The sequence below is a fragment of the Ligilactobacillus sp. Marseille-Q7487 genome (assembly GCF_949152225.1).
Classification (GTDB): Bacteria; Bacillota; Bacilli; order Lactobacillales; family Lactobacillaceae; genus Ligilactobacillus.
This window is the reverse complement of record NZ_CASCJC010000001.1, coordinates 1,732,662-1,757,015: the sequence shown is the minus strand read 5'-3', so window position 1 is coordinate 1,757,015 and position 24,354 is coordinate 1,732,662. Positions and strand designations below refer to the sequence as shown.

Annotated in this window: 22 protein-coding genes; 13 read left to right on the top strand and 9 right to left on the bottom strand. The window is 37.5% G+C overall.

Going from position 1 to position 24,354, the window contains the following annotated elements:
- Positions 1-39: 39 nt before the first annotated feature.
- Complete coding sequence (locus tag QM017_RS08635; RefSeq protein WP_282709507.1) at positions 40-1,017, top strand: LacI family DNA-binding transcriptional regulator; 978 nt, start codon at positions 40-42, stop codon at positions 1,015-1,017.
- Between the two features lie 25 nt (positions 1,018-1,042).
- Entirely contained in the window at positions 1,043-1,486 is a 444-nt protein-coding gene (locus QM017_RS08630; protein ID WP_282709506.1) for a GNAT family N-acetyltransferase, read from the top strand.
- A 42-nt stretch (positions 1,487-1,528) separates the two neighbouring features.
- Here the strand turns inward: QM017_RS08630 and QM017_RS08625 are convergent, their stop codons facing one another.
- Together QM017_RS08625 and QM017_RS08620 are read right to left on the bottom strand one after the other, a co-directional pair.
- Entirely contained in the window at positions 1,529-2,680 is a 1,152-nt protein-coding gene (locus QM017_RS08625) for an ArgE/DapE family deacylase (protein WP_282709505.1), read from the bottom strand.
- A gap of 96 nt (positions 2,681-2,776) precedes the next feature.
- Entirely contained in the window at positions 2,777-3,814 is a 1,038-nt protein-coding gene (locus QM017_RS08620) for an AraC family transcriptional regulator (protein ID WP_282709504.1), read from the bottom strand.
- 123 nt (positions 3,815-3,937) lie between these two features.
- Here QM017_RS08620 and QM017_RS08615 point away from each other — a divergent pair, with 123 nt between their 5' ends.
- Positions 3,938-4,846 carry an ROK family protein gene (locus tag QM017_RS08615; RefSeq protein WP_282709503.1) on the top strand — a complete coding sequence of 303 codons (909 nt, stop codon included), beginning with the start codon at positions 3,938-3,940 and terminating at the stop codon, positions 4,844-4,846.
- Positions 4,847-4,887: 41 nt separating this feature from the next.
- Here the strand turns inward: QM017_RS08615 and QM017_RS08610 are convergent, their stop codons facing one another.
- Positions 4,888-5,739, bottom strand: a complete 852-nt coding sequence (locus QM017_RS08610; protein ID WP_178195291.1) for an aldo/keto reductase — start codon at positions 5,737-5,739, stop codon at positions 4,888-4,890.
- A 298-nt stretch (positions 5,740-6,037) separates the two neighbouring features.
- On the opposite strand from QM017_RS08610, the gene jag reads away from it, so the two are divergent.
- The 10 genes from jag to QM017_RS08560 all read left to right on the top strand — a co-directional run bounded on the left by jag (position 6,038) and on the right by QM017_RS08560 (position 15,657).
- Complete coding sequence (jag, locus tag QM017_RS08605) at positions 6,038-6,772, top strand: RNA-binding cell elongation regulator Jag/EloR (protein ID WP_282709502.1); 735 nt, start codon at positions 6,038-6,040, stop codon at positions 6,770-6,772.
- A 14-nt stretch (positions 6,773-6,786) separates the two neighbouring features.
- Positions 6,787-7,242, top strand: coding sequence for a MarR family transcriptional regulator (locus tag QM017_RS08600; protein ID WP_282709501.1), 456 nt, complete (start codon positions 6,787-6,789; stop codon positions 7,240-7,242).
- 153 nt (positions 7,243-7,395) lie between these two features.
- Positions 7,396-7,998, top strand: a complete 603-nt coding sequence (locus tag QM017_RS08595) for a YitT family protein (protein ID WP_282709500.1) — start codon at positions 7,396-7,398, stop codon at positions 7,996-7,998.
- Positions 7,999-8,182: 184 nt separating this feature from the next.
- Positions 8,183-8,587, top strand: a complete 405-nt coding sequence (gene tnpA, locus QM017_RS08590; protein ID WP_282709368.1) for an IS200/IS605 family transposase — start codon at positions 8,183-8,185, stop codon at positions 8,585-8,587.
- A gap of 16 nt (positions 8,588-8,603) precedes the next feature.
- Positions 8,604-9,746 (top strand): IS200/IS605 family element RNA-guided endonuclease TnpB, encoded by a 1,143-nt coding sequence (tnpB, locus tag QM017_RS08585; RefSeq protein WP_282709499.1) that lies wholly within the window; start codon positions 8,604-8,606, stop codon positions 9,744-9,746.
- A gap of 283 nt (positions 9,747-10,029) precedes the next feature.
- The gene (gene yycF / locus QM017_RS08580) at positions 10,030-10,740 is read left to right on the top strand and encodes a response regulator YycF (RefSeq protein ID WP_178195299.1); all 711 of its coding nucleotides are present in this window, start codon (positions 10,030-10,032) and stop codon (positions 10,738-10,740) included.
- Positions 10,741-10,809: 69 nt separating this feature from the next.
- Positions 10,810-12,681: a cell wall metabolism sensor histidine kinase WalK gene (gene walK / locus QM017_RS08575; RefSeq protein WP_282709498.1), complete on the top strand. Its 1,872-nt coding sequence runs from the start codon at positions 10,810-10,812 to the stop codon at positions 12,679-12,681.
- On the top strand, positions 12,668-14,002 hold the full coding sequence (gene yycH, locus QM017_RS08570; protein ID WP_282709497.1) for a two-component system activity regulator YycH: 1,335 nt from the start codon (positions 12,668-12,670) through the stop codon (positions 14,000-14,002). Before walK ends, yycH begins: the two co-directional genes overlap by 14 nt.
- A gap of 14 nt (positions 14,003-14,016) precedes the next feature.
- Positions 14,017-14,826 (top strand): two-component system regulatory protein YycI, encoded by an 810-nt coding sequence (locus QM017_RS08565; protein WP_178195305.1) that lies wholly within the window; start codon positions 14,017-14,019, stop codon positions 14,824-14,826.
- Between the two features lie 18 nt (positions 14,827-14,844).
- Positions 14,845-15,657, top strand: coding sequence for an MBL fold metallo-hydrolase (locus QM017_RS08560; protein WP_178195307.1), 813 nt, complete (start codon positions 14,845-14,847; stop codon positions 15,655-15,657).
- Between the two features lie 1,249 nt (positions 15,658-16,906).
- On the opposite strand, the gene QM017_RS08555 is transcribed toward QM017_RS08560, so the two are convergent.
- From QM017_RS08555 to QM017_RS08530, 6 genes are all read right to left on the bottom strand, one after another.
- On the bottom strand, positions 16,907-18,343 hold the full coding sequence (locus QM017_RS08555) for an amino acid permease (RefSeq protein WP_282709496.1): 1,437 nt from the start codon (positions 18,341-18,343) through the stop codon (positions 16,907-16,909).
- A gap of 294 nt (positions 18,344-18,637) precedes the next feature.
- The gene (locus QM017_RS08550; protein ID WP_282709495.1) at positions 18,638-20,389 is read right to left on the bottom strand and encodes an oligopeptide ABC transporter substrate-binding protein; all 1,752 of its coding nucleotides are present in this window, start codon (positions 20,387-20,389) and stop codon (positions 18,638-18,640) included.
- Between the two features lie 33 nt (positions 20,390-20,422).
- Positions 20,423-21,259, bottom strand: coding sequence for an ABC transporter permease (locus tag QM017_RS08545; protein ID WP_282709583.1), 837 nt, complete (start codon positions 21,257-21,259; stop codon positions 20,423-20,425).
- Between the two features lie 127 nt (positions 21,260-21,386).
- Positions 21,387-22,346: an oligopeptide ABC transporter permease gene (gene opp4B / locus QM017_RS08540; protein WP_282709494.1), complete on the bottom strand. Its 960-nt coding sequence runs from the start codon at positions 22,344-22,346 to the stop codon at positions 21,387-21,389.
- Position 22,347: 1 nt separating this feature from the next.
- Positions 22,348-23,298: an ATP-binding cassette domain-containing protein gene (locus QM017_RS08535; protein ID WP_178195327.1), complete on the bottom strand. Its 951-nt coding sequence runs from the start codon at positions 23,296-23,298 to the stop codon at positions 22,348-22,350.
- Positions 23,299-23,309: 11 nt separating this feature from the next.
- Positions 23,310-24,302 (bottom strand): ABC transporter ATP-binding protein, encoded by a 993-nt coding sequence (locus QM017_RS08530; protein ID WP_178195329.1) that lies wholly within the window; start codon positions 24,300-24,302, stop codon positions 23,310-23,312.
- Positions 24,303-24,354: the final 52 nt, after the last annotated feature.

Here is a 24,354-nt window from a genome sequence, read left to right as displayed (position 1 = left end):
CTGTGGGAATATTCCCATGTCAAGCAAGGAGAATAAAAAATGCCAACAATTATCGATGTTGCTAAAAAAGCCGGTGTTTCTAAGTCGACCGTCTCACGTGTTTTAAGTGGTCAAGGGTATGCTAGTCAAGAAGCTACGCGAAAAGTGCAAGAAGCCGTACGTGAATTAAATTATGTTCCTAATTTTTTAGCACGTAATTTTCGCAAGAGTCAAACTAAGACAATTGGTTTTATCGTTAATGGTTCGATCAAAGGTGCGGCTAGTTTTTTAGAGCACTTTATCACGATTGCTGAAAGTTTTGGTTATGAGGTCATCTTGTATTCTTGTCAAGCCGATAAAAAACGTGAGCTAGACTATCTAGATTTTTTAAAGTATAAACAAGTCGATGCCTTTTTTATCCTCACGCGCAGCAACGATTGGCCCACGATCTTGGCTTATCAACAATATGGCCCGCTAGCGACGTGGCATCGGATTGATTCAAAGCAGATTTATTCTTCTTATATTGATCACTACCAGGTTTATCTAGAATTAGGCCAAGAGCTTTTAGCACAAAAAAAGCGTGTTTTATTTGTGTTAAATCGGCGGCGTACAGAAAATACTAAGTCGGCTCTTAGGGCAATTACAGCTTTGAAAAAACATGGATTAGTGGCCCAAAATTGCTTTGAAACTGATGTTGCAAAACTCATTGCAACCGCACAAGAAGGCTTTGATACCGTCTTTTTTTACATGGATAAATTGGCATGTGAATTTCATTATCGCTGGCAAAAACTAAAACAACCGCAGCTAGATATTATTAGTTTGGATAACACAACAAGTTCGCATTTGTTAGATATAACTTCAGTTGACATGGATCTAAAGACACAAGCCCAAAATTGTTTTAGCTATCTGTATAATCAGCTTAATCAAACGACTTTGCCTTTACAAAAGAAACGCCCAACACTAGTGATTCGCCAAAGTTGGCAACCAATCCAAACAAAGTTTAAGTTTTTAGAGGTCAAAACCGCTGTTAGCTACTAAAAAAGCGCAAGTTACAGGAGGAAAAATGAAAATTATAGAAGTTCAAACAAGAAAGCCAGCCCTCGTCGCCCAACTGTTAGCGCTTTGGGAGGGCTCCGTCAAAGCCACCCATACGTTTTTGACGGAAGATGAGGTACACCAGATTAAACAATATGTGCCGCAAGCCTTGCAAAATGTTCCTGTGTTGGTCGTTGCACTAGATGCTAGCGACCGTCTGTTAGGCTTCATGGGCATTGCTGAGCACACGCTAGAGATGCTTTTTGTCGCCAAAGACAAACGCGGACAAGGCATCGGCAGACAACTGTTAGAATATGGCCTCACCAAGTATACACTAACCAAGTTGACGGTCAACGAACAAAATCCCCAGGCCCGCAACTTTTACGAACGGATGGGCTTTAGCGTCTATCAAAGGACACCATTAGACGAACAAGGTAATCCTTATCCGTTGTTGTACATGAAAAGAGACTAGCAAACAAAAAGAGACTCATCTCAAGCGAGACGAGTCTCTTTTTTAAAATTCTAAGGCAATCTTTTGGTAAAGTTTGATAGCCGCAAGATATTTGTCTAATTGGACATATTCATTGGCTTGATGCCCTGTTTCTGAACCAGGGCCGATGTTAATACTGTTAAAATCACCTTTAGCTTGCAGATATTCCGAGCCATCATTAGCGCCGGTGCTACCGGATAATGTAGCGTAATGGCCAAACATTTCTTCATAGCAAGATTGCACCTTTTGCACCAATAATGAGTCTGGTGAACCAGGGATCGGTTCTTCTGGATAAATGTATTCAATCTTAAGATCAAAGCCTGGTTTAGTGTTTAAGTCAGCAACGATTTGATTAAGAATTTGATAGACTTGATTATTAGCATGTTCAGGAATCGTGCGAATGTTGCCCATCATTTCAGCTTTGGCCGGGATACTGTTAACTTGCAAGCCCCCGTTAAAAATCGTGATACTGTGCGTTAATTTGCCAAGAACTGGGTTGATTTGATCGAGTTGCGCTAATTTTTGCGTAGCTTGTTGGCAAAACTCAAATAAATTGGTGATGGCATTGATTCCTAATTCAGGCGTTGAACTATGGACGGATTTACCACTTGAAGTGACTTTATAATCGATAACGCCTTTGCCAGTGTAGACGATTTTAGTTAGGTTATCAGTTGGTTCAGCAATGATTAAGCCCACCAAATCATCGGCATAACCGGCTTTAGTTAATTGAGCAGCACCATATTCGCCAGTTTCTTCACCAACAGATGCTAATAAGCGCAGTTGAACAGGCAAGTTATCGACTTGGTCTTGTTCAAGCAATTCAAGCATAGCCACGACTAAGGCAGCTAAACCACTCTTCATATCGGCAGCGCCTCGACCATAAAGGCAACCGTCTTTAATGGTTGCAGTGAAAGGATCACTGTTCCAATCACTTTCGTCACCGATAGCTACGACATCCATGTGGCCAGATAAGCCAAGGATTGGTTTGTCTTTAGGCCCCATGGTAACAACTAAATTGTCACGACCTGGTGCAAAGCTGAGGCGTTCAATTTCAACTTTGGGTTGATAAGGACTAAAAAGTTCGCTGATGTAGTCGGCTAATTGAGCTTCGTTGTCGTTGACGGTTTTAATCTTGATAAAGTTTGCGAGAATTTGAATTTTTTGTTCATCTATCATATTGGTCACCTTGCATATTTTAGATTAATTATTCTTAAACTATACCATTCATTCGGTCAAATGTACATATTTTTTGAATGTTTATTCATAAATGTTTTAATGTATTGTCTGGCGCCATTTGAGTGGAGTGCTATGAGTATATTTTTTAAAGACCCTACCAAAATAACTGACATCTTCAAAGCCACACTGGTTGGCGATTTGGGTGAGTGAAAGTGAAGTGTAAGTTAACAGTTCTTTAGCTTTGTTAATACGTTGCAAACACAAGTAAGTTGTGATGCTTTGCTTGGTTTGTGCTTTGAATTTATGCTGAAGATAGCCGACACTTAAGTCCAACTTTTGAGCCAAACTAGGCAAATTTAGTGGTTTAGCATAGTTTTCTTGCAAATAGACACAGACTTCTAAAATATCGGCACTAACAGCTTGTAGCTTACTGTCATTAACGGCTTGAGCAAAGAGTTCACCCGCATTTTGATTAAAGGTTTCTAAGACTAAACATCTTTGTTTTTCTAACTGTTGAATGAGTTGATCGCTTAAATGATAGGCTTGTTCACCAGGCATACCACCTTTAATAGCTGCACGTGTTGCCAAAGTAATCCAAGCAATGGCTAAATTTTTTTGACTTCGAAGATTACTTTGCGTATCTAAGACACCTAGATGCCCATAACTATACCAAAATTGCTGATGCCGGCGCTTGAATTCTAAGGGCAGTCCTAAGGTAATCGAATTTAAAAGCCACTGTTCAGCTTGATTAGTTTTATGAGGCTGGGAAGGTGAGGTAGTGTCTTTTAGTGGTTTAGCATCTAAACAGTGTGGGAAAGGCTCTAAGAATTCATTAAATATTAGGTAATATAACATTTTAAACTGTGTATTTAAGGTGTTGTTGACTAATTCAAACGGCTTTTTAAAAATAAAGTAACCTTTAGTAGGCGAAAAGATGATGCCATAATAGGTTTGCTTTAGGATCATTAAGGCACAATGTTGATGGTAATCAAGTGTCAAAAGTTGCTCTAAAAGGGGCTTAGGCAAGGTGTTTAATGGATTTTTAGGTAAATAACAAAGTAAGTTTTTCTTAATGTCCACCCAATAAACTGGTGTGGCGGTCGTTTCATAGAAAAGATTAAGAAGAGCTTGCATAAAAATAATTCCTTTCTAGCATAATTGTCCTATAAATATCAGTATAGCACATTTTATGCGCGGTTAGAAAACGTATACTAAAAGACAAGAAAGCGGTTAATTTTAAAGTGAGGTAAGTTAATTATGAAACAGTATTTGAGTATTGATATTGGCGGGACTAATATTAAATATGCATTGTTAGATACAGCGGGTAATATTGTTGAAAAAGATAAAGTTAGCACCCCAACAGCGGATTTACAGACATTTATGAAAGCCATCTATCAAATCGTTGAACAATATAAAGATAGGGTCAAAGGAATCGCATTTAGTGCACCTGGTAAGATTGATGTACATACAAAGACGATTTATTATGGTGGGGCATTGCAATTCTTGCATAAAGCATGTATGAAAGAATTGATTGAGGATAGATATAATATTCCTGTAGGCATCGAAAATGATGGTAAAGCGGCTGCCCTGGCAGAGATGTGGTTAGGCAATCTTAAAGATGTTAACAATTGTGCGGCAGTTGTTTTAGGAACTGGTGTTGGCGGTGGAATCATCGTCAGTGGGCACCTTGTACGTGGAACACATTTTCAAGCAGGTGAATTGAGTTTCTTGTTAAACGGGACCGATCAAGATGGTAAAATTGCCATGGAAGGCTCCTTAGGTTCAGCCGTACAAATGATTACAAGAGTCAATAAAGCTCTTGGAAATAGTAATCTTAAAGATGGTTTGGCGGCCTTTGAAGCGATTAATGCTAAACAAGGACAAGCATGGGAAATTTTTGAAAGTTACTGCCGTGAAATAGCGATGATTATCTTTAATATTCAAGCAGTTATTGATTTACAAAAATTTGCGATTGGTGGTGGTATCAGTGCACAACCAATCGTGGTTAAAACCATTAATGAACAATATCTTAAGTTAAAATCTGAATTAGGAATGTTTACTGAAGTGTTGACTTCTCCACAAATCGTGCAAGCTCATTTCCAAAATGATGCCAACTTATACGGCGCACTTTATGGTTTGTTGTTACAACTAAACGGTGAACAATAAAAAAATGCATCGGCTAAAACTTAGTCGATGCATTTTTGATTTTAAAATTCGGCTGTATCTGGATCGGTTGCGTAACCAACGACACCGTCTAAAGCGTCGATACGCGCCATTTGTTCAGGGGTCAATTCAAAATCAAAGACACGGGTGTTTTCTTCAATACGTTCTTCATGAACGGATTTTGGAAGAGGTAAAAAGCCATGTTGTAAAGACCAACGAATGCAGACTTGAGCAATCGAGCGCCCCGTTTCGTTAGCGATAGCTTGCATGGTTTCATCGCTAAAGATTTTACCAGTGCCAAGAGGGCTGTAGGCTTCTAATAAGATGTTGTGTTGACGACAATAAGCAATCGTTTCTTCATCATGATCTCCTGGGCAGAGACGAATTTGATTGACCATTGGCACGATACGTTGGGTTTGTTCTAAAACAGCAAAGTGTTTAGGTTTGAAGTTTGAAACACCAATCGCTTTTAGTTTGCCTGCTTGATAAGCATCTTCAAGTGCCTTCCAAGTTTCTTGTAGATGTTTTTCCCAGTTTTCATCACGGAAAGGCTTTGGATTAGGCCAATGAATCAAAAATAAGTCAAGATAATCCGTCTTGAGGTCTTTTAAAGATTGTTCGATGGCAGTACTGGCAGCTTCATAGTTGTGTGCGTTGTTGTTTAATTTGCTAGTGATAAAGACGGAGTGGCGGGAAATACCACATTCTTTGAGGGCTTCACCAATGCTAGCTTCATTACCATACATTTCAGCGGTATCAATATGACGATAGCCAGAAGCTAAAGCAGCCTTAGTAGCAAAATTAGCAACCGCTCCAGATGGTGTTTGCCAAGTTCCAAAACCAACGACAGGAATTTTGCTGCCGTTAGATAATTCATAAGTATCGATCAGACTCATAATAAAAGACCTCACTTTAAATTAATTTGGGGTGTAAATTTTCCCTATCTTGACTAAATCATAGCAAAAAATAATTCTTAATACTACTAGAATAAAAATAATTTAAAACTTAAAACGTTCTCAAAAGATTGATTGTACGCTATTTTTTTAAAGAAGAAAGGCGATAAAAAACGATTGGTGAAGGAAACGATTGAAATTTTTGAAAAATCAAGTTTCATATTGTGATATACTGATAGGTGAACTATTATATGTTTGAGGCAATATTTTGCCTGTCTTGCATGGAAAGGAGTGTTATTAAATGGAATATACTGCGCAAACGATTGAAGAGGCAATCGAAGTAGGCTTAAAAGAATTAGGAGTTACCAAAGATCAGGTTGAAATCAAAGTAATTCAAGATGCTAAGAAAGGTTTTTTAGGTATTGGTAAGCAAGATGCTATAGTTGAGTTACAAGTTATCAAGCAAGCTTCTGTGCAAGAAGAACCTGTAAAAACACCGAGTCAAGAAGCACCAAAGGAAGTAGTTGAAACACCGCAAGTCGAAGAAAAAAGATTTGAAAGCCAAGAAGAATTTGAACAAGCATTGATTGACTTAGGGCATTACTTAGCTGATATTACAGAAAAAATGGGAGTTGAAACATCGATTGATGTGACTCCAGAAAAACATACAGTATACTATGATTTTGATACCAAGCAAGAAGGTTTATTGATTGGTAAACATGGCAAGACGCTAAATGCATTGCAATTATTGGCACAAGATTATTTAGACAAGCGTGTTCGCAGACGTGTACGTGTTATCTTGGATGTAGCTAATTATCGTGAACGACGTGCAGAAACGTTGACACATCTAGCTCAAAAGGTTGGACGAGATGCTATTGCCCAAGGTAAAGTACAACAACTCGATCCGATGCCTGCTTATGAACGTAAGATAATTCATTTTGCATTAGCCGACAATACACACGTTAAGACATATTCACGTGGAACAGAACCACATCGTTATGTGGTGATTGAACCGGTTAATGGACATTACGAGTAAAGGATGTGTTAAACATGATGGAGCATTTTCCAAATCATTTAGAAGATGAATTGTGTTTTGCGATTTACTCTGCGCAAAAATACTACAACAAGTTTTATACTGAAAGTTTAAAAGAGTTTCGCTTGACTTATCCGCAATATATTACCTTGTTGGTCTTGTGGGAAGAAAAGAAGCCTTTGATGATTAAAGAAATCGGAGCAAGAGTAGGCCTAGATACCGGAACTTTAACACCGTTATTAAAACGGATGGAAAAAGACGAATGGGTGATGCGTAAGCATGATATTCATGATGGACGCAAGGTCTATGTGACATTAACGCAAAAGGCTAAAGACCTTGAAATGCCGGTTAAAGAAAAAGTTCGCGGTTGTTTTTCTTTGATTGATATGGATCTTAAAGAATACAATAAACGAGTGGATTTGGTTAAAGAAATCGGCAATAAGATCAAGGACTTAGATAAACAGTTTGATTAAAAAGCCATCTGTGTGCTGGGGTAAAGTGCACCATATCAATATGTAAAAAAACTAGTATCTATTCAAGATACTAGTTTTTTTAGTAATCTTAATCCAAGATAGCAAATCTATGTTAAGATGATGGTGATTTAAAAGAAGAGGTATCAAATACAAATGCAAATTAAAAAGCATCTCTTGGATATTTTTGTAATCATCTTAGGTAATATCGTGATGAGTTTTGGGTATGCGCAGTTTATGGTGCCCTATAACATTATCAATGGTGGAGTTACGAGTCTTGCATTGATAACATCTAGCTTTTTTAATGCACCTATTGATATCATGAATGTAGTAATAATGTTTTTATTGCTCGTGTTAGTGACATTATTTTTAGGCAAAGAAATCTTGGTTAAATCAATAATGAGTAGCATAGTATACGCTGTATTTTTTAGTTATTTTGTTAATCATAATTTTAACCTTGATTGTGGGCCGATTGTGTCAATGTTGCTTGCTAGTATATTGGTTGCATTTGGTTATTTTTGTTGTTTAGTGGCTAATTCTTCGACTGTTGGAATGGATGTAATAGCTCTTATATTGAACAAATATCGTGATTTACCGTTAGAAAAAACTATCAGGGTATTAAATATTCTCATTTTAGGTATAGGCTTTTTTGTGTATGGCTATGAATCTGTGATTTTAGGGATTATATTCTCATACATTTATTCGTTTGAATTAGGGATGTTCTTAAAACATTTGAGTAATAGATATAAGATGATATAAAACTAAAGCACTAAAATTTTAACTTAATTTAGGCAGAAGTCGCCCATCCTCTATAGGTGGGTGATGAATGCCGTTCGGTATGAGGGTTACCGTTGGTAACTCGAAAACCGACATACAAGGCATATTGCCTTTTTATTTTGTCCTATGTTACAATCAGTCTATATAAGAAGTGAGTTGATATAACATGGAACTAGATACTAATAATCATTCAGTGTTTCTTCTCTATTATCATCTTGTACTAGTAACTAAATACCGTAGACAGGTGATTGACGATGAAATATCTGAATTTGCTAAAACAACTTTTGTACGAATTGCAGAGTCGTATCATATTACTCTAATTGAGTGGAATCATGATAAAGACTATGTTCATATTATGTTCAAAGCACAACCTAAAACAGAGCTGACAAAGTTTATCAATGCTTATAAAAGTGCCAGCTCACGTTTGATAAAACGAGACTTCCCAAGAGTCAAACAGTTTCTTTGGAAAGAAATGTTCTGGTCTAAAAGTTTCTGTCTTTTGACTACGGGTGGAGCACCAATTGACGTTATAAAGAAATACATTCAGAATCAAGGAAACAATCATAAATAGAAAGCAGGTGAACCTTGTGGAACGACTAAAAGCATATAAATTCAGATTATATCCAACAGAAGAACAAGAAATTTTCTTTGCTAAATCTTTTGGTTGTGTCCGTAAGGTCTACAATCTAATGCTTAATGACCGGATGAAAGCTTATGAAGAAACTAAAAAGAATCCTTCTAAAAAAATGAAATTTCCAACGCCTGCTAAATACAAGGAAGAATTTTCATTTTTGAAAGAAGTGGACAGCCTTGCTCTAGCTAATGCCCAGCTCAATTTAGATAAAGCATATAAGAATTTCTTTAGAGATAAATCCGTTGGATTTCCTCGATTCAAAAGTAAGAAGAATCCAGTTCAAAGTTATACGACTAATAATCAAAAAGGAACAGTAGCTTTGATTGATAATAAATTTATCAAAATTCCTAAGTTGAAGTCTTTAGTCAAAATTAAGCTTCATAGACAACCTAAAGGAATGATTAAATCTGCCACAATATCACGTCATTCAAGTGGTAAATATTATATTTCCTTATTGTGTAAAGAAGAAATAATTGAGCTTCCTAAAACTAATTCTGCTATCGGAATTGACCTTGGTATGACTGATTTTGCCATTCTTTCTAACGGTCAAAAAATTGATAATAATCGATTCACGTCAAAAATGGAAAAGAAACTCAAACGTGAACAACGTAAACTGTCAAGGCGTGCATTACTAGCTAAAAAGAAAGCCATCAATCTTTTTGAAGCCAAAAACTACCAAAAACAAAAACGAAAAGTAGCACGACTACATGAAAAAGTAATGAATCAGCGTAACGACTTTCTAAATAAGTTGAGTACAGAAATTATCAAAAATCACGATATTATCTGTATTGAAGACTTAAACACAAAAGGTATGTTGCGTAATCATAAACTAGCGAAAAGTATTTCTGATGTGTCATGGTCTAGTTTTGTAACGAAATTACAATACAAAGCTGACTGGTATGGACGTAAAATCATTAAGATAGATAAATGGTTTCCATCAAGTCAAATTTGTTCAGAGTGCGGACATCAAGACGGCAAGAAATCTCTCGAAATTCGAGAATGGACTTGTCCTATTTGTCATGCTCATCACGACCGAGATATCAATGCTAGTATCAATATTCTGACCGAAGGTCTAAGAATACAAGCGTTAGCTTAGATATAATCAAGAACCGTAGGAACTACGGGGATAGCTTGGTAAATAAGAGACACCGCTGTTAGTAAAGAAATACGCTATCAAGTATGCTCTCTTCCCAAGAAGCTCCCACTTCAAGCGTTAAGAACCGTTAGGTTTAGCTAAGTGGTGAGTAGTTCACAGCTTGGGTAGCAAAGATTTGTTAGCTGAGCTTTTTTGTTGCATTGTTTTTTGCTCCTTTGTTAAATATAGTTTATAATTAAAAGGAGTGTATTTGCGTTAAAGTGAAACAAAGGAGACTTTGGGTATGAAAAAAATTCTAGTTGTCGATGATGAAAAACCAATCTCAGATATTATTAAATTTAATTTGGATAAAGAAGGATATGAAGTTTATACAGCTTATGATGGTAAGGAAGCACTTGAACAAGTAGCAGCCGTTGAACCAGATTTAATTTTGTTAGACGTGATGTTGCCAAAGGTTGCTGGATTAGATGTAGTACGTGAAGTACGTAAGACACGGGATACACCAATTATTATGGTGACAGCTAAGGACACTGAAATCGATAAGGTTTTAGGACTTGAAATGGGCGCAGATGATTACGTGACTAAGCCATTTTCAAATCGTGAGTTAGTTGCACGTGTCAAAGCCAATTTACGGCGTCAATCAACGCTTGTAGCGGCTTCATCTGCTGAAAAAGAAAAGAGTAACGATATTATTATCGGTGATTTAACGATTCATCCAGAATCTTATACCATTTCTAGAAACGATGAAAAAATTGAATTGACGCATCGTGAATTTGAATTATTGCATTATTTGGCTAAACATATCGGTCAAGTGATGACACGTGAACATTTGTTACAAACTGTGTGGGGTTATGATTATTTTGGAGATGTACGAACAGTCGATGTGACTGTCCGGCGGTTGCGTGAAAAAATCGAAGACAACCCAAGCCGTCCAGTATGGCTAGTAACGCGCCGTGGTGTGGGGTATTACTTACGCAACCCTGAAGCTGAATAAGATGTTGCTGCCGCTTCGTTTGAGATGCGGCAGTCTTTCTAATTAGACATTTGATAAAGGAATAAAGCGATGGAAAACAAAAAACTCAATTTCTTTCAATCGATTCATTTTAAAATCGCCTTAGTGTTTGCTTTACTGTTATTGATTACTTTTCAAATCGTTGGAGCAGTATTTGTACAACGAGTAAAAAGTGATAATCTTAAGAGTTTCAAACAAAGAGTAGAGCTTTCTTCTTATGTTGATAACTTGTTAACGACTAGCTTGAGCAGTTCAGACACAAACCGTGCTGATGCCAAGATTAAAGAAATTTTGGAAGACGTTAATAATGAAAATATCTCGCAAGTTCAAGTTGTCGATGCCAAGGGAAATATTCGAGGCGACAGCGATGTTAGCAATCGGATGTTAATCGGCCAAAAAACGGCTAACACAGATATTAAACAAGCCTTATATACAGGGCAAGCGTATGCTAAAACGACATATAGTCGAGAAGATAACAAGCGTTATTATATTTCTATTACGCCTTTGTATGGAACAGGGGGTAATGTCAATACGATTATCGGTGTTGTTTATCTGAAAGCAAATCTTGATAGCGTGTATAGTTCGGTTAATTCGGTGACAGTAATTTTTGCGACGGCTGCGTTATTTGCGACCGCTATTGGGATGATTTTGGCTATTATGATTTCACGGACAATTACGCAGCCAATTGATGAGATGAAAAAGCAAACCGAACGTATCGCTCGTGGAGATTATAGTGGTCATGTGCGCATCTATGGCAACGATGAATTAGGTCAATTGGCTTTGGCCGTGAATAATTTGTCTATTCGAGTCAAAGACGCCCAGGAATCTTCAGAATCGGAAAGACGGCGCTTAGATTCGGTGTTAGCGCATATGTCTGATGGGGTGATTGCGACCGATCGTGCCGGCCGAATCACGATTATTAATGAAATGGCTTGTGAAGCATTGGAAATCGATGATGCTGAACAAGTTGTAGGTCAGTCAATCTTAGATGTTTTAAATTTGCGTGATCAATATACAATCCGTGATTTGTTAAAAAATCAAGATGAAATTACTTTAGATTTATCCGATGTTGAACATAATCAGATTTTAAATGCTTATTTTTCATTGATTCAACGTGGTGAAGATGGATATTTATCAGGGCTAGTCTGTGTTTTGCATGATATTACGGAGCAAGAAAAGATTGATCGCGAAAGACGCCAATTCGTGTCTAATGTTTCTCATGAGTTACGCACGCCTTTGACAAGTATGCGCAGTTATATTGAAGCGTTAAATGATGGAGCATGGAAAGATCCTGAAGTTGCGCCAAGCTTTTTGAAAGTTACTCAAGATGAAACCGACCGTATGATTCGAATGATCAACGATTTATTGAGCTTATCGCGTATGGATTCAGGTCGAGTGAAACTTGATTTAGAGTTAGTGAATTTAAACGAGTTGTTTAATTATATCTTGGATCGTTTTGAAATGATGCTTAATCAAGAAAATGAACAACAACATGAACAAAAAAACTATACGATTAAGCGCGACTTTACTAAGCGTGATTTATGGGTTGAAATTGACACTGACAAATTCATTCAGGTAGTCGATAATATCATGAATAATGCAATCAAATACTCTCCAGATGGTGGAATAATTACATGTCGCTTACTTGAAACACATAACCATGTGATTTTAAGTATTACCGATCAAGGCTTGGGTATTCCTAAAAAAGACGTAAATCGAATTTTTGATCGTTTCTTTAGAGTAGATAAGGCCCGTTCACGTGCCCAAGGTGGTACTGGGTTAGGATTGGCCATTTCTAAAGAAGTTATTGAGCTTCATCATGGACGTATCTGGGTTGATAGTGTTGAAGGCAAAGGGTCGACTTTTTATATTTCATTGCCGTATGAAGAATATGAGGAGGATTTGTGGAATGAAGAAGATTAGACAAAATTTATTGCATATCTGCTTGACGATAACAATCCTAATCAGTATTTTATTTTCGGCTTTAATCTGGATTAATCCAGCCACGTTTCAAAGACCGGTGACTAATGAACAAAAGGATTCAACAACGGTTCGACAGGATAATGGCTATGATATAACCGATATTTATTTTCCAACGAGCATTTTATATAATGTAACCAATGAGCAACATTATTTGATTTCGAGCAAGAAAATCGACTTAATTCGTAATATCAAGGACTTAGGTAAAAATTGGAATGCACAAAAGCTCAAGCAAATGAAAGTTACTAGTGATAAGGATTATTTACACTATCTAACGCTTAAAAATGCAGTGGTATTACGTTATCCTGATCGGGTTTCAACGCTACTTTTTGCACGTAAAAAAGCACAAAAAAAGACGCCAAAATACGACTTTAATTGGATTGTTTTATCCTTAAAAGCACCGTATCATGCTTATTTGTTAAATGATAGTAAAAGGCAAGTTTACCAGATGGTTTCTAAAGAAAAAACTAGTACCAAAGCTGCGCAATTGTTACAGGATAATCGTGTAAAGAAAACAGAGATTGATTATCGTAAAATAGGTTCAAACTATGTTATCACTTATCCTCAACCGGTCAGTGTGCCTAAATATAGTTATTTAGTCAATAAAGAAAATGCAGGTGTTTATATTGGAAGGCTATTAGGAACAAGTAACAGTAGTTCGATTACGACTAGAGAGCAAAAAGAAGTGACAGTTTATTCTGATGATAATGGTAAAAAATTGACTGTTAATAATCAAAGCGGAGAAGTAACGTTTGATAATTATAATGAATCACGCCTAGATCTTGACGGCAAACGTTCGCTTTATTATAACTTAAAGGCTAATTTTGATTTGTTGAGTTCTTTAGGCTTGGCTTTAGACGATATTCGCTATGATAATTATAATGCAAAGACAGCAACAGTAACTTATCGTAGCTATATTAATAGCTATCCTATTATTGCTAAAAATTGTTATGGAACTTTTAAGGCTCAAACAAAGTCTAATGGGGCTAGACGGCTTGACTTTTCTTTAGATACTTTGCAAATTCCAGTACCAGCCAATGGGCAAGCGTCACAATTGCCAACGACAGATAGCATGTTAGAACAGTTGCAACAGTCAGGTGTGAAGCTTGATGAGTTAAGTGATTTAACAATTGGGTATCGATGGTCTGATAATGCTAGTGCTGATATGGTGGTTGATTTGACGCCCACATATTTCGTGAAGTATCAAGGTTCTTGGTGTGATTATCAAGATTTGTTGTTAGGGAACTTTTTACCAATAGAGTAAGGGGAGGAGAAAAGATGAATTTCAAACGAATCGAATGGATCTTTTTTATTACATTCATCGCTTTAGACATCTTCTTGGTCGTATCGTTTTTACGCCAAAACAGTCAGCTTATTTCTGTGACTAATTCAAGAGAAGATGCGACAAACTCTATTATGAAAAGTATTCGAAGCGAACAGATTAGCTATGGGAATCTGTCGGATAAAACGTCGACAGGATTTTACTTAGCAAGTACAAACGAAGATTCTTTGCAACGCCAAGCTCAGACTTTAAAAAATGTTAGTTGGACATATGTTAATAATCGTTTAGAAGTAAATTTTGTTAGTCCAATCAAAATAGATGATAAAAAAGGTTTAAAACAAACGCTAAAAACAATTTTAGATAATAAAACACTTATTAGTAATGGGCAAGATTATGTTTACACAGCGGATTTATCAACCGATAAGCGCGCAATTTGTTTTCAAGAAATCTATGGGCTGCCACTTTATTCCGAAGACGGTGCAATTAGCTTTAGCATTAAGGATGGCTATGTGACAGGTTATGTTCAAACGTATCTGGATAACCTCCAAATTTTGCGTGAAAAAAAGAAGACTATCAGTCAAAAAAGGGCGCTAATTTGGTTGTATCAATACAATAAATTGCCCTATAATAGTAGCGTTGAATGGTGTCATTTGGGTTATTCTAAATTACTAGCAGTCAATGGCAGCACGATTTATATTCCAACTTGGAATTTTTCGATTAAAAATAAATCTTCTGAAAGCGTGGTTTATCGCCGCATCAACGCCTTTACGGGGGCTGTGATCGATGGCACGATGAACATTAACTAGTTAGAAAGGGTCAAAAACATGGTAGACGATAATAGCGATGCTTTGAAAGTCAGCATTTTAGCGAGTGGTAGCGGTGGGAATGCGACTTATTTCGAGACGCCTAAACAAAAAATTCTCGTTGATGCCGGCTTGTCTGGTAAAAAACTCGAAGAATTGATGAACTCGATTGGCCGGTCATTAGCGCAAGTCGATAGTTTGTTGCTAAGTCATGAGCACAGCGACCATTGCAAGGGAGTCGGGGTCTTGGCTAGACGGTATGGTTTAGACATTTATGCTAACGAAAAGACTTGGCAGGCTTTAGGCGATAAAATAGGTCAGATACCGAGTGCACAAAAGCATCTTTTCGAGCCTGAACAAATCAAAACCTTAGGCGACATCGATGTCCAAAGCTTTGCGGTGTCACACGATGCAGCTAATCCACAGTTTTATGCGTTGCATCACAACAACAAAACCTTTGCCATCGTAACTGATACCGGTTATGTGTCGAGTCGTGTTGCGGGGCTAGTCGCAAATGCAGATGGTTATTTGTTTGAATGTAATCACGACTTAGAGATGTTAAGGATGGGAGCTTATCCGTGGTCTTTAAAACAACGCATCTTAGGCGATCAAGGACATTTGTCAAATGAAGATGGGGCGCAAGCTTTGATTGATGTCATGGGAAATCGGACTAAAAAGATTTATCTAGGGCATTTAAGCAGGGAAAATAACATGAAAGAATTAGCGCATCTGACGGTCGAAATGATCATGAAAGGCCAAGATGTGGCGGTCGGACAAGATTTTGCGTTGCTAGATACCGATCCGGAGTGTGCCACACCGTTAACGGAAATTTAAAAGGTTCCTGGTCAAACTTGATTGCTAGTGTAGTCGTCAAAGATTAAAGTTAGCTTGTCCTCTTTGTTGGAATTATCCAGCGAAGAGGACTTTTTTAACTATTTTAGTAAGAAAAACAGCGAAATAAGGCGACACTATTAATTAATTTGTACAAAATATATCTCGATATTTTTTGTTATATATTATAATAACGATAATAAATAGCTTAAAAACATTTATCATACTACAGGGGGATGTAGAAATGAAAAAATGTTATTAGGTATCTCATTGTTAACGCTAGGTGTGTCTGTTATTCCGGGGATAACAAAACCTATTTTTCATATTCATGAAAGCGCTTTGGTTAATAAAAGGGTGGCTTTGGCGGAGGAAGGCAATTAATCATATTGGACATGTATCTAACATGAATTTATCAGATTTATACAGTATAAACGGGGGAAGTAAGCTATGAATTATATTATTTTAGCATTAATCGCATTACTAAGTATTATAATTTCTAGGATGTTTAGAAATCATCCTTTTGCGGTGAAACTAAGAAGGAATCGGGGAACTTTTATATTGTTTTTAGCTCTTACTACATTGTGTGTGTTACAAGGATTTCAAACGCTGTATCTTCCTTTTTATGCATTTATTGCACTTGGATTCTTCTATTTTATAAAGGATGCAAAATGAGGTTTTGATCAAGCGAATTGCGATATAAAAAACAAAGAATATATTAACATTTTGACATGTATCTAACAGGTTATTTGCCAATGTATTTGTTTTTGATCGTGTCGTTTGGTTACTTCATAAAAGAGGTTGAGTAAGGTTTGCTGTTTTTAAAGCATGTCTACGTCAATCTGCGCAAATGGTAAAAAACTTATGTAAGGATGCTTTAAATATATCCGACCTAATTGTGGTATTTGACTACGGTTAGGTCGTTTTTTTGATGGTAGCATTGAAAGATTTGCGCCTTACTTTCGGTGCTACTTCTTTTAAAATAGCTAAAAAATACCCTCCAAGTATAGAAGGTATTTTGGTTAATTAAGACGTTTTAGTAGTGCTCAAACAACATTTTGAAAAACATATAAATCACTGGCGTGTATGCCCCTAAAATAAACCATTTTTTCTATTCCATTTTTGTTTGAATGGTTCTTTCATAATAGATTCCTCTTAAATGTTTGTAAGCATTATAGTAAAAATAAGCAACGCATAAAACTGTTTGATAAAAAATAAAACCAATGCAGTCCATTAAACTACATTGGTTTTTTGTTTAGTTTAAGTTCTTTTGTTTTTCCCACTTCGCAATCAATGGTAAGATCACACCGAGTGCAATCATCAAGATTGGTAAGACGATGTTTAAGATTAACTCATGGGTATATTTAGCGGTGCCAGGTGTGGCATCGGTTGGGAAGATTCCGGCAGTTGCACAGACAAAGGTCGCCACAAAACACCAGATTCCCACGGCTAAAGCTAATTTACGATTTTTTAAGAAGACATACTCAGAAGGAAATTCATCTTCTTTTAAGCGAATCTTGATGAACGCCCAGAATAAAAAGCACGTTGAGTAAGGCGAAACGATTCCGTTGATGTTTAATAACCAGTTAAAGATATCGGTCATTTCAGGCAGCGTTGCACTCAAAAGTAAAATCACGGTACAAATGATGGTAGTAAGCCAATAACCGTTGATTGGTAGGCCTTGTTCATTAGTCTTAGTTAATTTGCTTGGCAAGAATTGTTTAGCGGTATCGGATAAAAACATCCGTGTACCAGCATCTAATAAGACGGCTAGTTGCGCACACATGTATAAAGCTTGCGTGATGGCAAACAGATACATTAAGGATTTGCCAAGATGAAATTGTTGACCTAAAGCTAAGAAAGCATAGTATGAACCGTTCATCTTCAAATCATGTGGTAAATGATGGGCATTAAAGAAGACGCCTAAAGAAAATGAGCCTAACACGGTTAAAAAGGCGGTCATGACAGCTAACATGATCATTGCCCGTGGGAAATCACGCTTGCCATCTTTCATCTGTGTGACGTAGGGCGCAACAAATTCAGCGCCGTTCATCGCAAAGATTAATAGCCCAAGAGACGATAAAAACTTCATGTCTAAGGTTGGCAAGAAAGCTTTAGCTGAAAAAGGCTGTGTGGCAATGTGACCACCTTGCCCAAGTGAAACAAAGGTCATAAAGACAAACATGATCGACATGATAAACATGGCGCCCCCGCCTAGGATGCTAAGCACTTGTAATGAGTTTTTTAGGCGATGTTGCACCCAAATGAATAAAATAAAAATAATTGCAGTAGCTAAGGCGAATTGCGAGTTGGTCAATTTGTCTTCCATCGAGTTATCACCCCAAATCAACCACCCAAAAGAAACGACCATTGAATTGGCGACATCGACTAGGTAAGGCAAACCAGTTACCCAATAAATCCAGGCACAAAGGTAGCCCCAGTTATCACCTGAAGTCTTACGGACCCACGATGACATACCACCTGACTCCTTACTAAAAGCCGAACCTAGATTACCTACGATTAGTTCGTAAGGCAAAACATAAACAAACAACATAATAATCCATGATGTGACCACGCCTAAGCCTTGGTTTTTGAAGTTGTAGATGATGTCATCAAAACCGATTACGGTAACAAAATCCATCAAAGCCAAGACGGGCCAAGCGATATATCGTTTCTTGATGAGATTACTCATCATGAAAACCCCCTTATGAAAATTAATGGTAAAATAAAAAGATTATTTTTATTATAACGCAAAAGTTTTGAAAAAATGAGACCTCTTTTTCATGTTTATACAAAAAAGCCCTGCTTACTGAAAAATAGTAAAAAGGGCTTAAAAATTAATAACTTTAATTTTTGCTGATGACTCTATCGGTTCAATTAGACCAAGAGCAAAAAAACCGAGTGGGAGCATCAAGCCCACTCGGGTTAAGGAGTTGTCTAACCGTAGTCAATAAATGACCTTAGTTAAAAAGTATTTTGTTATCGATTATTTAGAGAAGGATACATTTTCCCAGAGGTAGTAACCCTTACTTACTTGGTTAGTGTAACCTTTGATGTTTTTAGCTACTGGAGTTGCATCATAGTAATATTGCATTGGCACAACATAAGCTTCTTTGTTCATGTATTCTTGCCACTTGTAGAATTGCTTGATGCGGTATTTTGTATTGAATGATTTAGCAGAATCGATGTTTGCTAACAACGTGTTGTTTTCTTTAGAGACGAAACGAGACATGTTGTATGGCGCACCTTCGCTGTAAAGGTCGTTAGGGGATGGTTCAGAAGATAAGGACCATGCACCCATGAACATATCGATGCCCTTAACGTCGTTTTGAACTTTATCGTAGAAATTATTGAAATCAAGGAGACGACCGTTAACAAGTTTCACACGTAAACCAACTTTTTTCCATTGTTGGATGTAGTTTTTGATGATAGCTTCTTGGTCGGCAGAACCACTCATTGCTGCGAGGTAGATGGTTAACTTCTTACCATTAGGATCGGTTCTGTAGCCATCTTTGCCTTTCTTGTAGCCGGCTTTGTCTAAAAGATTATTAGCTTTCTTCAAGTTATAAGCATACCCTTTGACGCTCTTGTCGTGGTAATCACCAAATGCAGGTGGGATAAGCGTTGTTGCGCGAGTCTTTAAACCATAACCAAACTTGTCGCTGACTTGTTGGATATTCATCGCATAAGCGATTGCTTGACGCAAAGAGCGGTTGTTCATTTTAGCGTTTTTATCCATGACGTTTTTAGAAGTTTCGTTGTCAAATTTACCAACTTTAAATGCCAAGTAATTATAAGCTAATTCTTGTTTACCGGTGTAAACGTAGCCGTTAACTTTTTTGTTCTTACCGTAAACAGAGCTTGGTAATTGCCATAAGATGTCGTATTTCTTAGACTTCAAAGCAGCACTTGCTGAAGAAGGAGAAACTGTTTCGATGGTAATCTTGTCAAACTTAGGCTTTTTACCAAAGTAATATGGGTTTGGTACCCATTCAATAGATTCGCCTTGAACAATCTTTTTGATCATGTAAGGGCCGTAGTATAAAGGTGCTTTACGGATTTTATCGGAAGATTGTAAGTCTTTGAATGGTACGTCTTTAAGGTAGTGATATGGTGAAGCAACTTCCCAAATATAACCAGATCCAGAAGTGGTCATGCCGGGTTTCATTTCCTTGAAGTGGATCACTAAGGTGTGATCATCTTTGATTTCTAAACCAGAGATGCTGTCAGCTTTACCTTCGTGGTATTCTTCCATCCCTTCGATGTTTTTCAAACTATCAGTGTAACGTGAACTGCCGCTATCTTTGTTAGCGATGATTTCATAAGAATAAACGATATCTTTAGCCACTAAAGGTTGACCATCGGACCATTTAACTTTAGGGTTGATGGTGATTGTGGCTGTTTTAGCATTTTGATCAAATGAGATATCAGCTGCGCCACCTTTGACAAACTTGTAGTTATCATCGGTTTTAAATAATGGCATATCACCAAATTGTGCGAAGGTAGAATCGTTAGCGTCATCGGATAAACCATCGTTAAAGATTCCTTTAAATGCTGAATCACTGACATAACCAATTTTAAGTGTACCGCCTTTTTTAGCAGCTTTCTTATTGTTATAAGCGAGTGGTAAATTAGCTTGTTTTGTAGCGGCGGCTACGCTTTGAGCGCCTGAAGCAAAACTAAGTGCAACGACAGAAAGTAAGGTTGCCATATAGGCAAGTGATTTTCTTAACTTCATAAAGCTATTTCCCCTTTACATATTTTTTTAGAATTAACCCAAACGCTGACGGGCATCAGCCGTTCTACGCAAAACATTTCCGACATAACTGATACCGACACATAAAACTAAGATGAGGACTGATGCAGGGACCCACACCCATGGCATGCCGGTTAAAACGTCTGGATCGGTCGCATAACCAATCAAGGTTCCTAAACTAGGCACATCGTTTGGTAAACCGAACCCTAAGAAGGTCAAACTAACTTCGATCCCGATGTTAGCAGCCAAACTTAAAGTAGCGTCGACAATGATAATAGAACTTAAATTAGGAAGTAATTCTCGAAACATTATTTTAAGATCACTGGTGCCCGAGGTCTTTGAAGCGCTGATATAGTCTTTGCGCGACTCGGATAGTGCTTTGGAACGAATCAAACGAGCCGTTCCAACCCAGTAAAATGCGGCCATCACCAAGATGAAAGTCCAGATGTTGTAATGTGGAATGACCGTAACCAAAACGATGATTAACATCAATGTTGGTAAGACTAACATAAAATCTAAGAAGCGCATCATGATGTTATCGACTAAACCGCCGTAATAGCCGGCGATGATACCATAGATGATGCCGATGATTTCCATTAAAAAGGTGATTGATAAGCCAATAATCAAGGAGTTGCGTCCACCAAGAATTAACATCTTAAAGACATCACGTCCGCCTTGATCAGCCCCTAAAATCATCCCGTCAGTACCAGGTTTGTTATATTGTGCAAAGATATCAACGGTCATGACCTTAGAAGTCTTCAAGAAAAGTGCGCCGATAAAAATCCCTAAAAAGATGATTATTAAGACGATTAATGCACCTAAAGCCCAACGATCTTTAGCAAATTCACGCATCAAGACCCGTAAGCCAGAGGGTTGTTCGTTTTGCTTGAGATTAGCGATGATTTGCTCATCATCATAGGCTTTTTCTGGTTTTTGTTTTTTATTATTAAAGAGCATAATCTTATTTCCCCCTTGCAGATTATTCGATGCGAATCCGTGGATCGACAATGCTTAAGATGATATCGGATAGTAGGGTACCTAAAAGGTTTAAGCTACCATAAAGCAAGACTAAAACGGTGATAACGGAATAATCGCGGTTGGTGATTGAATCGACAAACAACAAGCCCATGCCAGGGTAAGCAAAGACAGTTTCAACAAAGATTGAACCACCTAAAAGTCCGGTAATTGAATAGCCGGCAAATGCAGCGATTGGTAAAAGAGAGTTACGTAAGATGTGACGATTAAAGACTTTCTTTTCAGGAACACCTTTAGCACGTGCAGTCTTAACGTAATCTTGGTTTTTAGAATCGATGATTTCACTACGTAAATATTGCACTACACTAGTTGTTGATAATAATGACATTAAAAGTGCAGGCAAGATCATGTGATAGATACGACTAAAGACATAATTTAGACCGCCACCAGCAGAAACCGAGACCGAACCAGATGTTGGGAACCAACCTAAAACATAACCAAATAACCACAAACCTAACAGATAAAAGACGAAGGCAGGAATAGCATAAGAAATGTAGTTATAGATTTGGATGGCCTTATCTTTTTTACTATTTTCATGACGACCAGCAATTACACCTAAAGGAATTGCGATCACATAACTTAAGATAACCGTTGCTAAGGAAAGCCATAAAGTGTTGGCTGCCCGTGAAGCAATTAGGTTGAGAACGGGTGATTTGAATTGGTAACTGATACCAAAATCACCGTGGAAAATATTTTTAACCCAGCGGAAATATTGCACATACCAAGGATCAAACAATCCAGCGGCCTTTTTTAAAGCCTCGATTTGACTAGGAGAAGTTTGTGGAGTCACCTTGCCGGTAAATGGATCGCCAGGCATGGCTTTAGCTAATACAAAAACTAAGATACTTAAGATAATAATTTGCGGAATCATTAATAAGATCCGCCGCAAAATTGTTTTCCACATCTTATTTCCCCTCCTTTTGTTCTGGTAGGGCTACCCAGTGAGTATCTGAGATTTGGCGTAATGGATAGACTCGACCGTTTTCGTCATAATAGGAATATTGATTTTCTTGGAATTCTTGTTCAACTTGTTGGCGTAGTGCACGATTTTTTGCACGATTTGTAACATCAACACGTGGAATAGCCGCTAATAAGCGCTTGGTGTAGATATGTTGTGGATTTTGGTAAATATCTTGGCGTGAGCCGATTTCCACGAAACGCCCACGGTGCATGATGGCTAAGTTATCACACATATGATAAACGACACCTAAGTCATGTGAGATAAACATAAATGAGACACCAAATTCTTTTTGAATCTTTTTCATGTAGTTTAAAACTTGTGCTTGCACAGATAAGTCAAGCGCTGAAACGGGTTCGTCGGCGATGATGAGCTTGGGATTGGATGCTACAGCCCGTGCAACCCCGATTCTTTGTCGTTGTCCCCCGGAAAATTGATGGGGGTACTTGTAAAGCGAGTCACGCTCTAACCCAACGATTTCTAAGAGATGTGCTACTTTTTCGACTATTTCGTGTTGGCTGAGTTGTTCGAAGTTACGTAACGGTTCGGCAATAATGTCTAAAATCTTTTTACGTGGATTCAAGCTGGAAAGTGAATCTTGAAAAATCATTTGCACATCTTTGTTGTATTTAGTTTTGGTTCTAGTATGCTTTTTAGTTACATCATTTCCTTGATACAAAATCTGTCCGGAAGTCGTCTTTTCAAGGCCAACAATTGATTTACCAATGGTTGATTTACCTGAACCAGATTCGCCGATGATACCATAACTTTCACCTTGTTTGATTTCAAAGGTTACCCCATCAACGGCATAAACATAATCGGTGATACGATTAAAAAAACCAGACCGAATTGGATAGTGTACGCAAAGATCTTTTATCTCTATTAAGTTGTTGCTCATATGTTGTCCCCCTATCTCTCGTCTTTAAAGGTGAATTCTTGATAACAAGTGCACCGTACCAGATGTTGTGGTTCGACTTCGTGTAATGTTGGATGTTGCTCATGAGCACTAGCGTTAATCCAAGAAATACGTTTAGCAAAGCGACAACCGTCATGAGGCATGTTTTTGAGTGATGGTACCATTCCATCGATAACATAAAGCTGGTCGGAGATGCTTTCTTTTTGTGGCATTGATCGTAATAAAGAACGAGTATAAGGATGTTTAGGGTTTGTAAAAATTTGTTCAACGCTACCTAATTCAACGATTTGACCGGCATACATAACAGCTACACGATCGGCAATTTCAGCTACGACACCTAAATCGTGGGTGATTAAGATGATGCCGGCGTGGTTTTGTGCTTGGATATCTTTTAAAAGATCTAAAATTTGTGCTTGAATTGTAACGTCTAGTGCTGTCGTTGGTTCATCAGCGATGATGATTTCTGGTTTACAAGCAATAGCGATTGCAATAATGATTCTTTGGCGCATCCCACCTGAAAGTTGGTGTGGATATTGGCGAGCCACACGTTTAGGATTAGGGATACCGACTTGTTGTAAAAGTTCTAAGACGCGTTTTTGCTTGCTTTCTTCATCTAAAGTGGTGTGTAAATCGAGATTTTCTTTAATTTGATCTTCGATACGCATCAATGGATTTAAAGCAGCCAAGGGATCTTGGAAAATCATTCCAATGTTGTTGCCACGTAATTTATCCATTTGATCGATACTTAATTGAAGCAAATCTTGATCTAGATAGTTGATGCTACCTTCAACTTTTGTGTTGTTGTAGTTGTGTAAGCCAATAATACTTGTGGCTAAGGTGCTTTTACCACAGCCAGATTCACCCACGATAGCAAGAACTTCATCTTTTTTTAAATCGAGATTAATATCTTCGATTGCTGTATAAAATTGCCCGTCTAGTTTAAAAGATGTATTTAAACCACGGATTTTTAATAGCGTTTCATTCATACAAACCCCTCATTCGTTTAATTACTTTATGAATTATTAAAAAATAATGTCT

What these genes read in the sequence shown, in the direction of transcription:
- QM017_RS08635 (WP_282709507.1), top strand. Translation starts at nt 40, where the DNA reads ATGCCAACAATTATCGATGTTGCTAAAAAAGCCGGTGTTTCTAAGTCG.
- QM017_RS08630 (WP_282709506.1), top strand. Translation starts at nt 1,043, where the DNA reads ATGAAAATTATAGAAGTTCAAACAAGAAAGCCAGCCCTCGTCGCCCAA.
- QM017_RS08625 (WP_282709505.1), bottom strand. Translation starts at nt 2,680, where the DNA reads ATGATAGATGAACAAAAAATTCAAATTCTCGCAAACTTTATCAAGATT.
- QM017_RS08620 (WP_282709504.1), bottom strand. Translation starts at nt 3,814, where the DNA reads ATGCAAGCTCTTCTTAATCTTTTCTATGAAACGACCGCCACACCAGTT.
- QM017_RS08615 (WP_282709503.1), top strand. Translation starts at nt 3,938, where the DNA reads ATGAAACAGTATTTGAGTATTGATATTGGCGGGACTAATATTAAATAT.
- QM017_RS08610 (WP_178195291.1), bottom strand. Translation starts at nt 5,739, where the DNA reads ATGAGTCTGATCGATACTTATGAATTATCTAACGGCAGCAAAATTCCT.
- jag (WP_282709502.1), top strand. Translation starts at nt 6,038, where the DNA reads ATGGAATATACTGCGCAAACGATTGAAGAGGCAATCGAAGTAGGCTTA.
- QM017_RS08600 (WP_282709501.1), top strand. Translation starts at nt 6,787, where the DNA reads ATGATGGAGCATTTTCCAAATCATTTAGAAGATGAATTGTGTTTTGCG.
- QM017_RS08595 (WP_282709500.1), top strand. Translation starts at nt 7,396, where the DNA reads ATGCAAATTAAAAAGCATCTCTTGGATATTTTTGTAATCATCTTAGGT.
- tnpA (WP_282709368.1), top strand. Translation starts at nt 8,183, where the DNA reads ATGGAACTAGATACTAATAATCATTCAGTGTTTCTTCTCTATTATCAT.
- yycF (WP_178195299.1), top strand. Translation starts at nt 10,030, where the DNA reads ATGAAAAAAATTCTAGTTGTCGATGATGAAAAACCAATCTCAGATATT.
- walK (WP_282709498.1), top strand. Translation starts at nt 10,810, where the DNA reads ATGGAAAACAAAAAACTCAATTTCTTTCAATCGATTCATTTTAAAATC.
- yycH (WP_282709497.1), top strand. Translation starts at nt 12,668, where the DNA reads ATGAAGAAGATTAGACAAAATTTATTGCATATCTGCTTGACGATAACA.
- QM017_RS08565 (WP_178195305.1), top strand. Translation starts at nt 14,017, where the DNA reads ATGAATTTCAAACGAATCGAATGGATCTTTTTTATTACATTCATCGCT.
- QM017_RS08560 (WP_178195307.1), top strand. Translation starts at nt 14,845, where the DNA reads ATGGTAGACGATAATAGCGATGCTTTGAAAGTCAGCATTTTAGCGAGT.
- QM017_RS08555 (WP_282709496.1), bottom strand. Translation starts at nt 18,343, where the DNA reads ATGAGTAATCTCATCAAGAAACGATATATCGCTTGGCCCGTCTTGGCT.
- QM017_RS08550 (WP_282709495.1), bottom strand. Translation starts at nt 20,389, where the DNA reads ATGAAGTTAAGAAAATCACTTGCCTATATGGCAACCTTACTTTCTGTC.
- QM017_RS08545 (WP_282709583.1), bottom strand. Translation starts at nt 21,259, where the DNA reads ATGCGTGAATTTGCTAAAGATCGTTGGGCTTTAGGTGCATTAATCGTC.
- opp4B (WP_282709494.1), bottom strand. Translation starts at nt 22,346, where the DNA reads ATGTGGAAAACAATTTTGCGGCGGATCTTATTAATGATTCCGCAAATT.
- QM017_RS08535 (WP_178195327.1), bottom strand. Translation starts at nt 23,298, where the DNA reads ATGAGCAACAACTTAATAGAGATAAAAGATCTTTGCGTACACTATCCA.
- QM017_RS08530 (WP_178195329.1), bottom strand. Translation starts at nt 24,302, where the DNA reads ATGAATGAAACGCTATTAAAAATCCGTGGTTTAAATACATCTTTTAAA.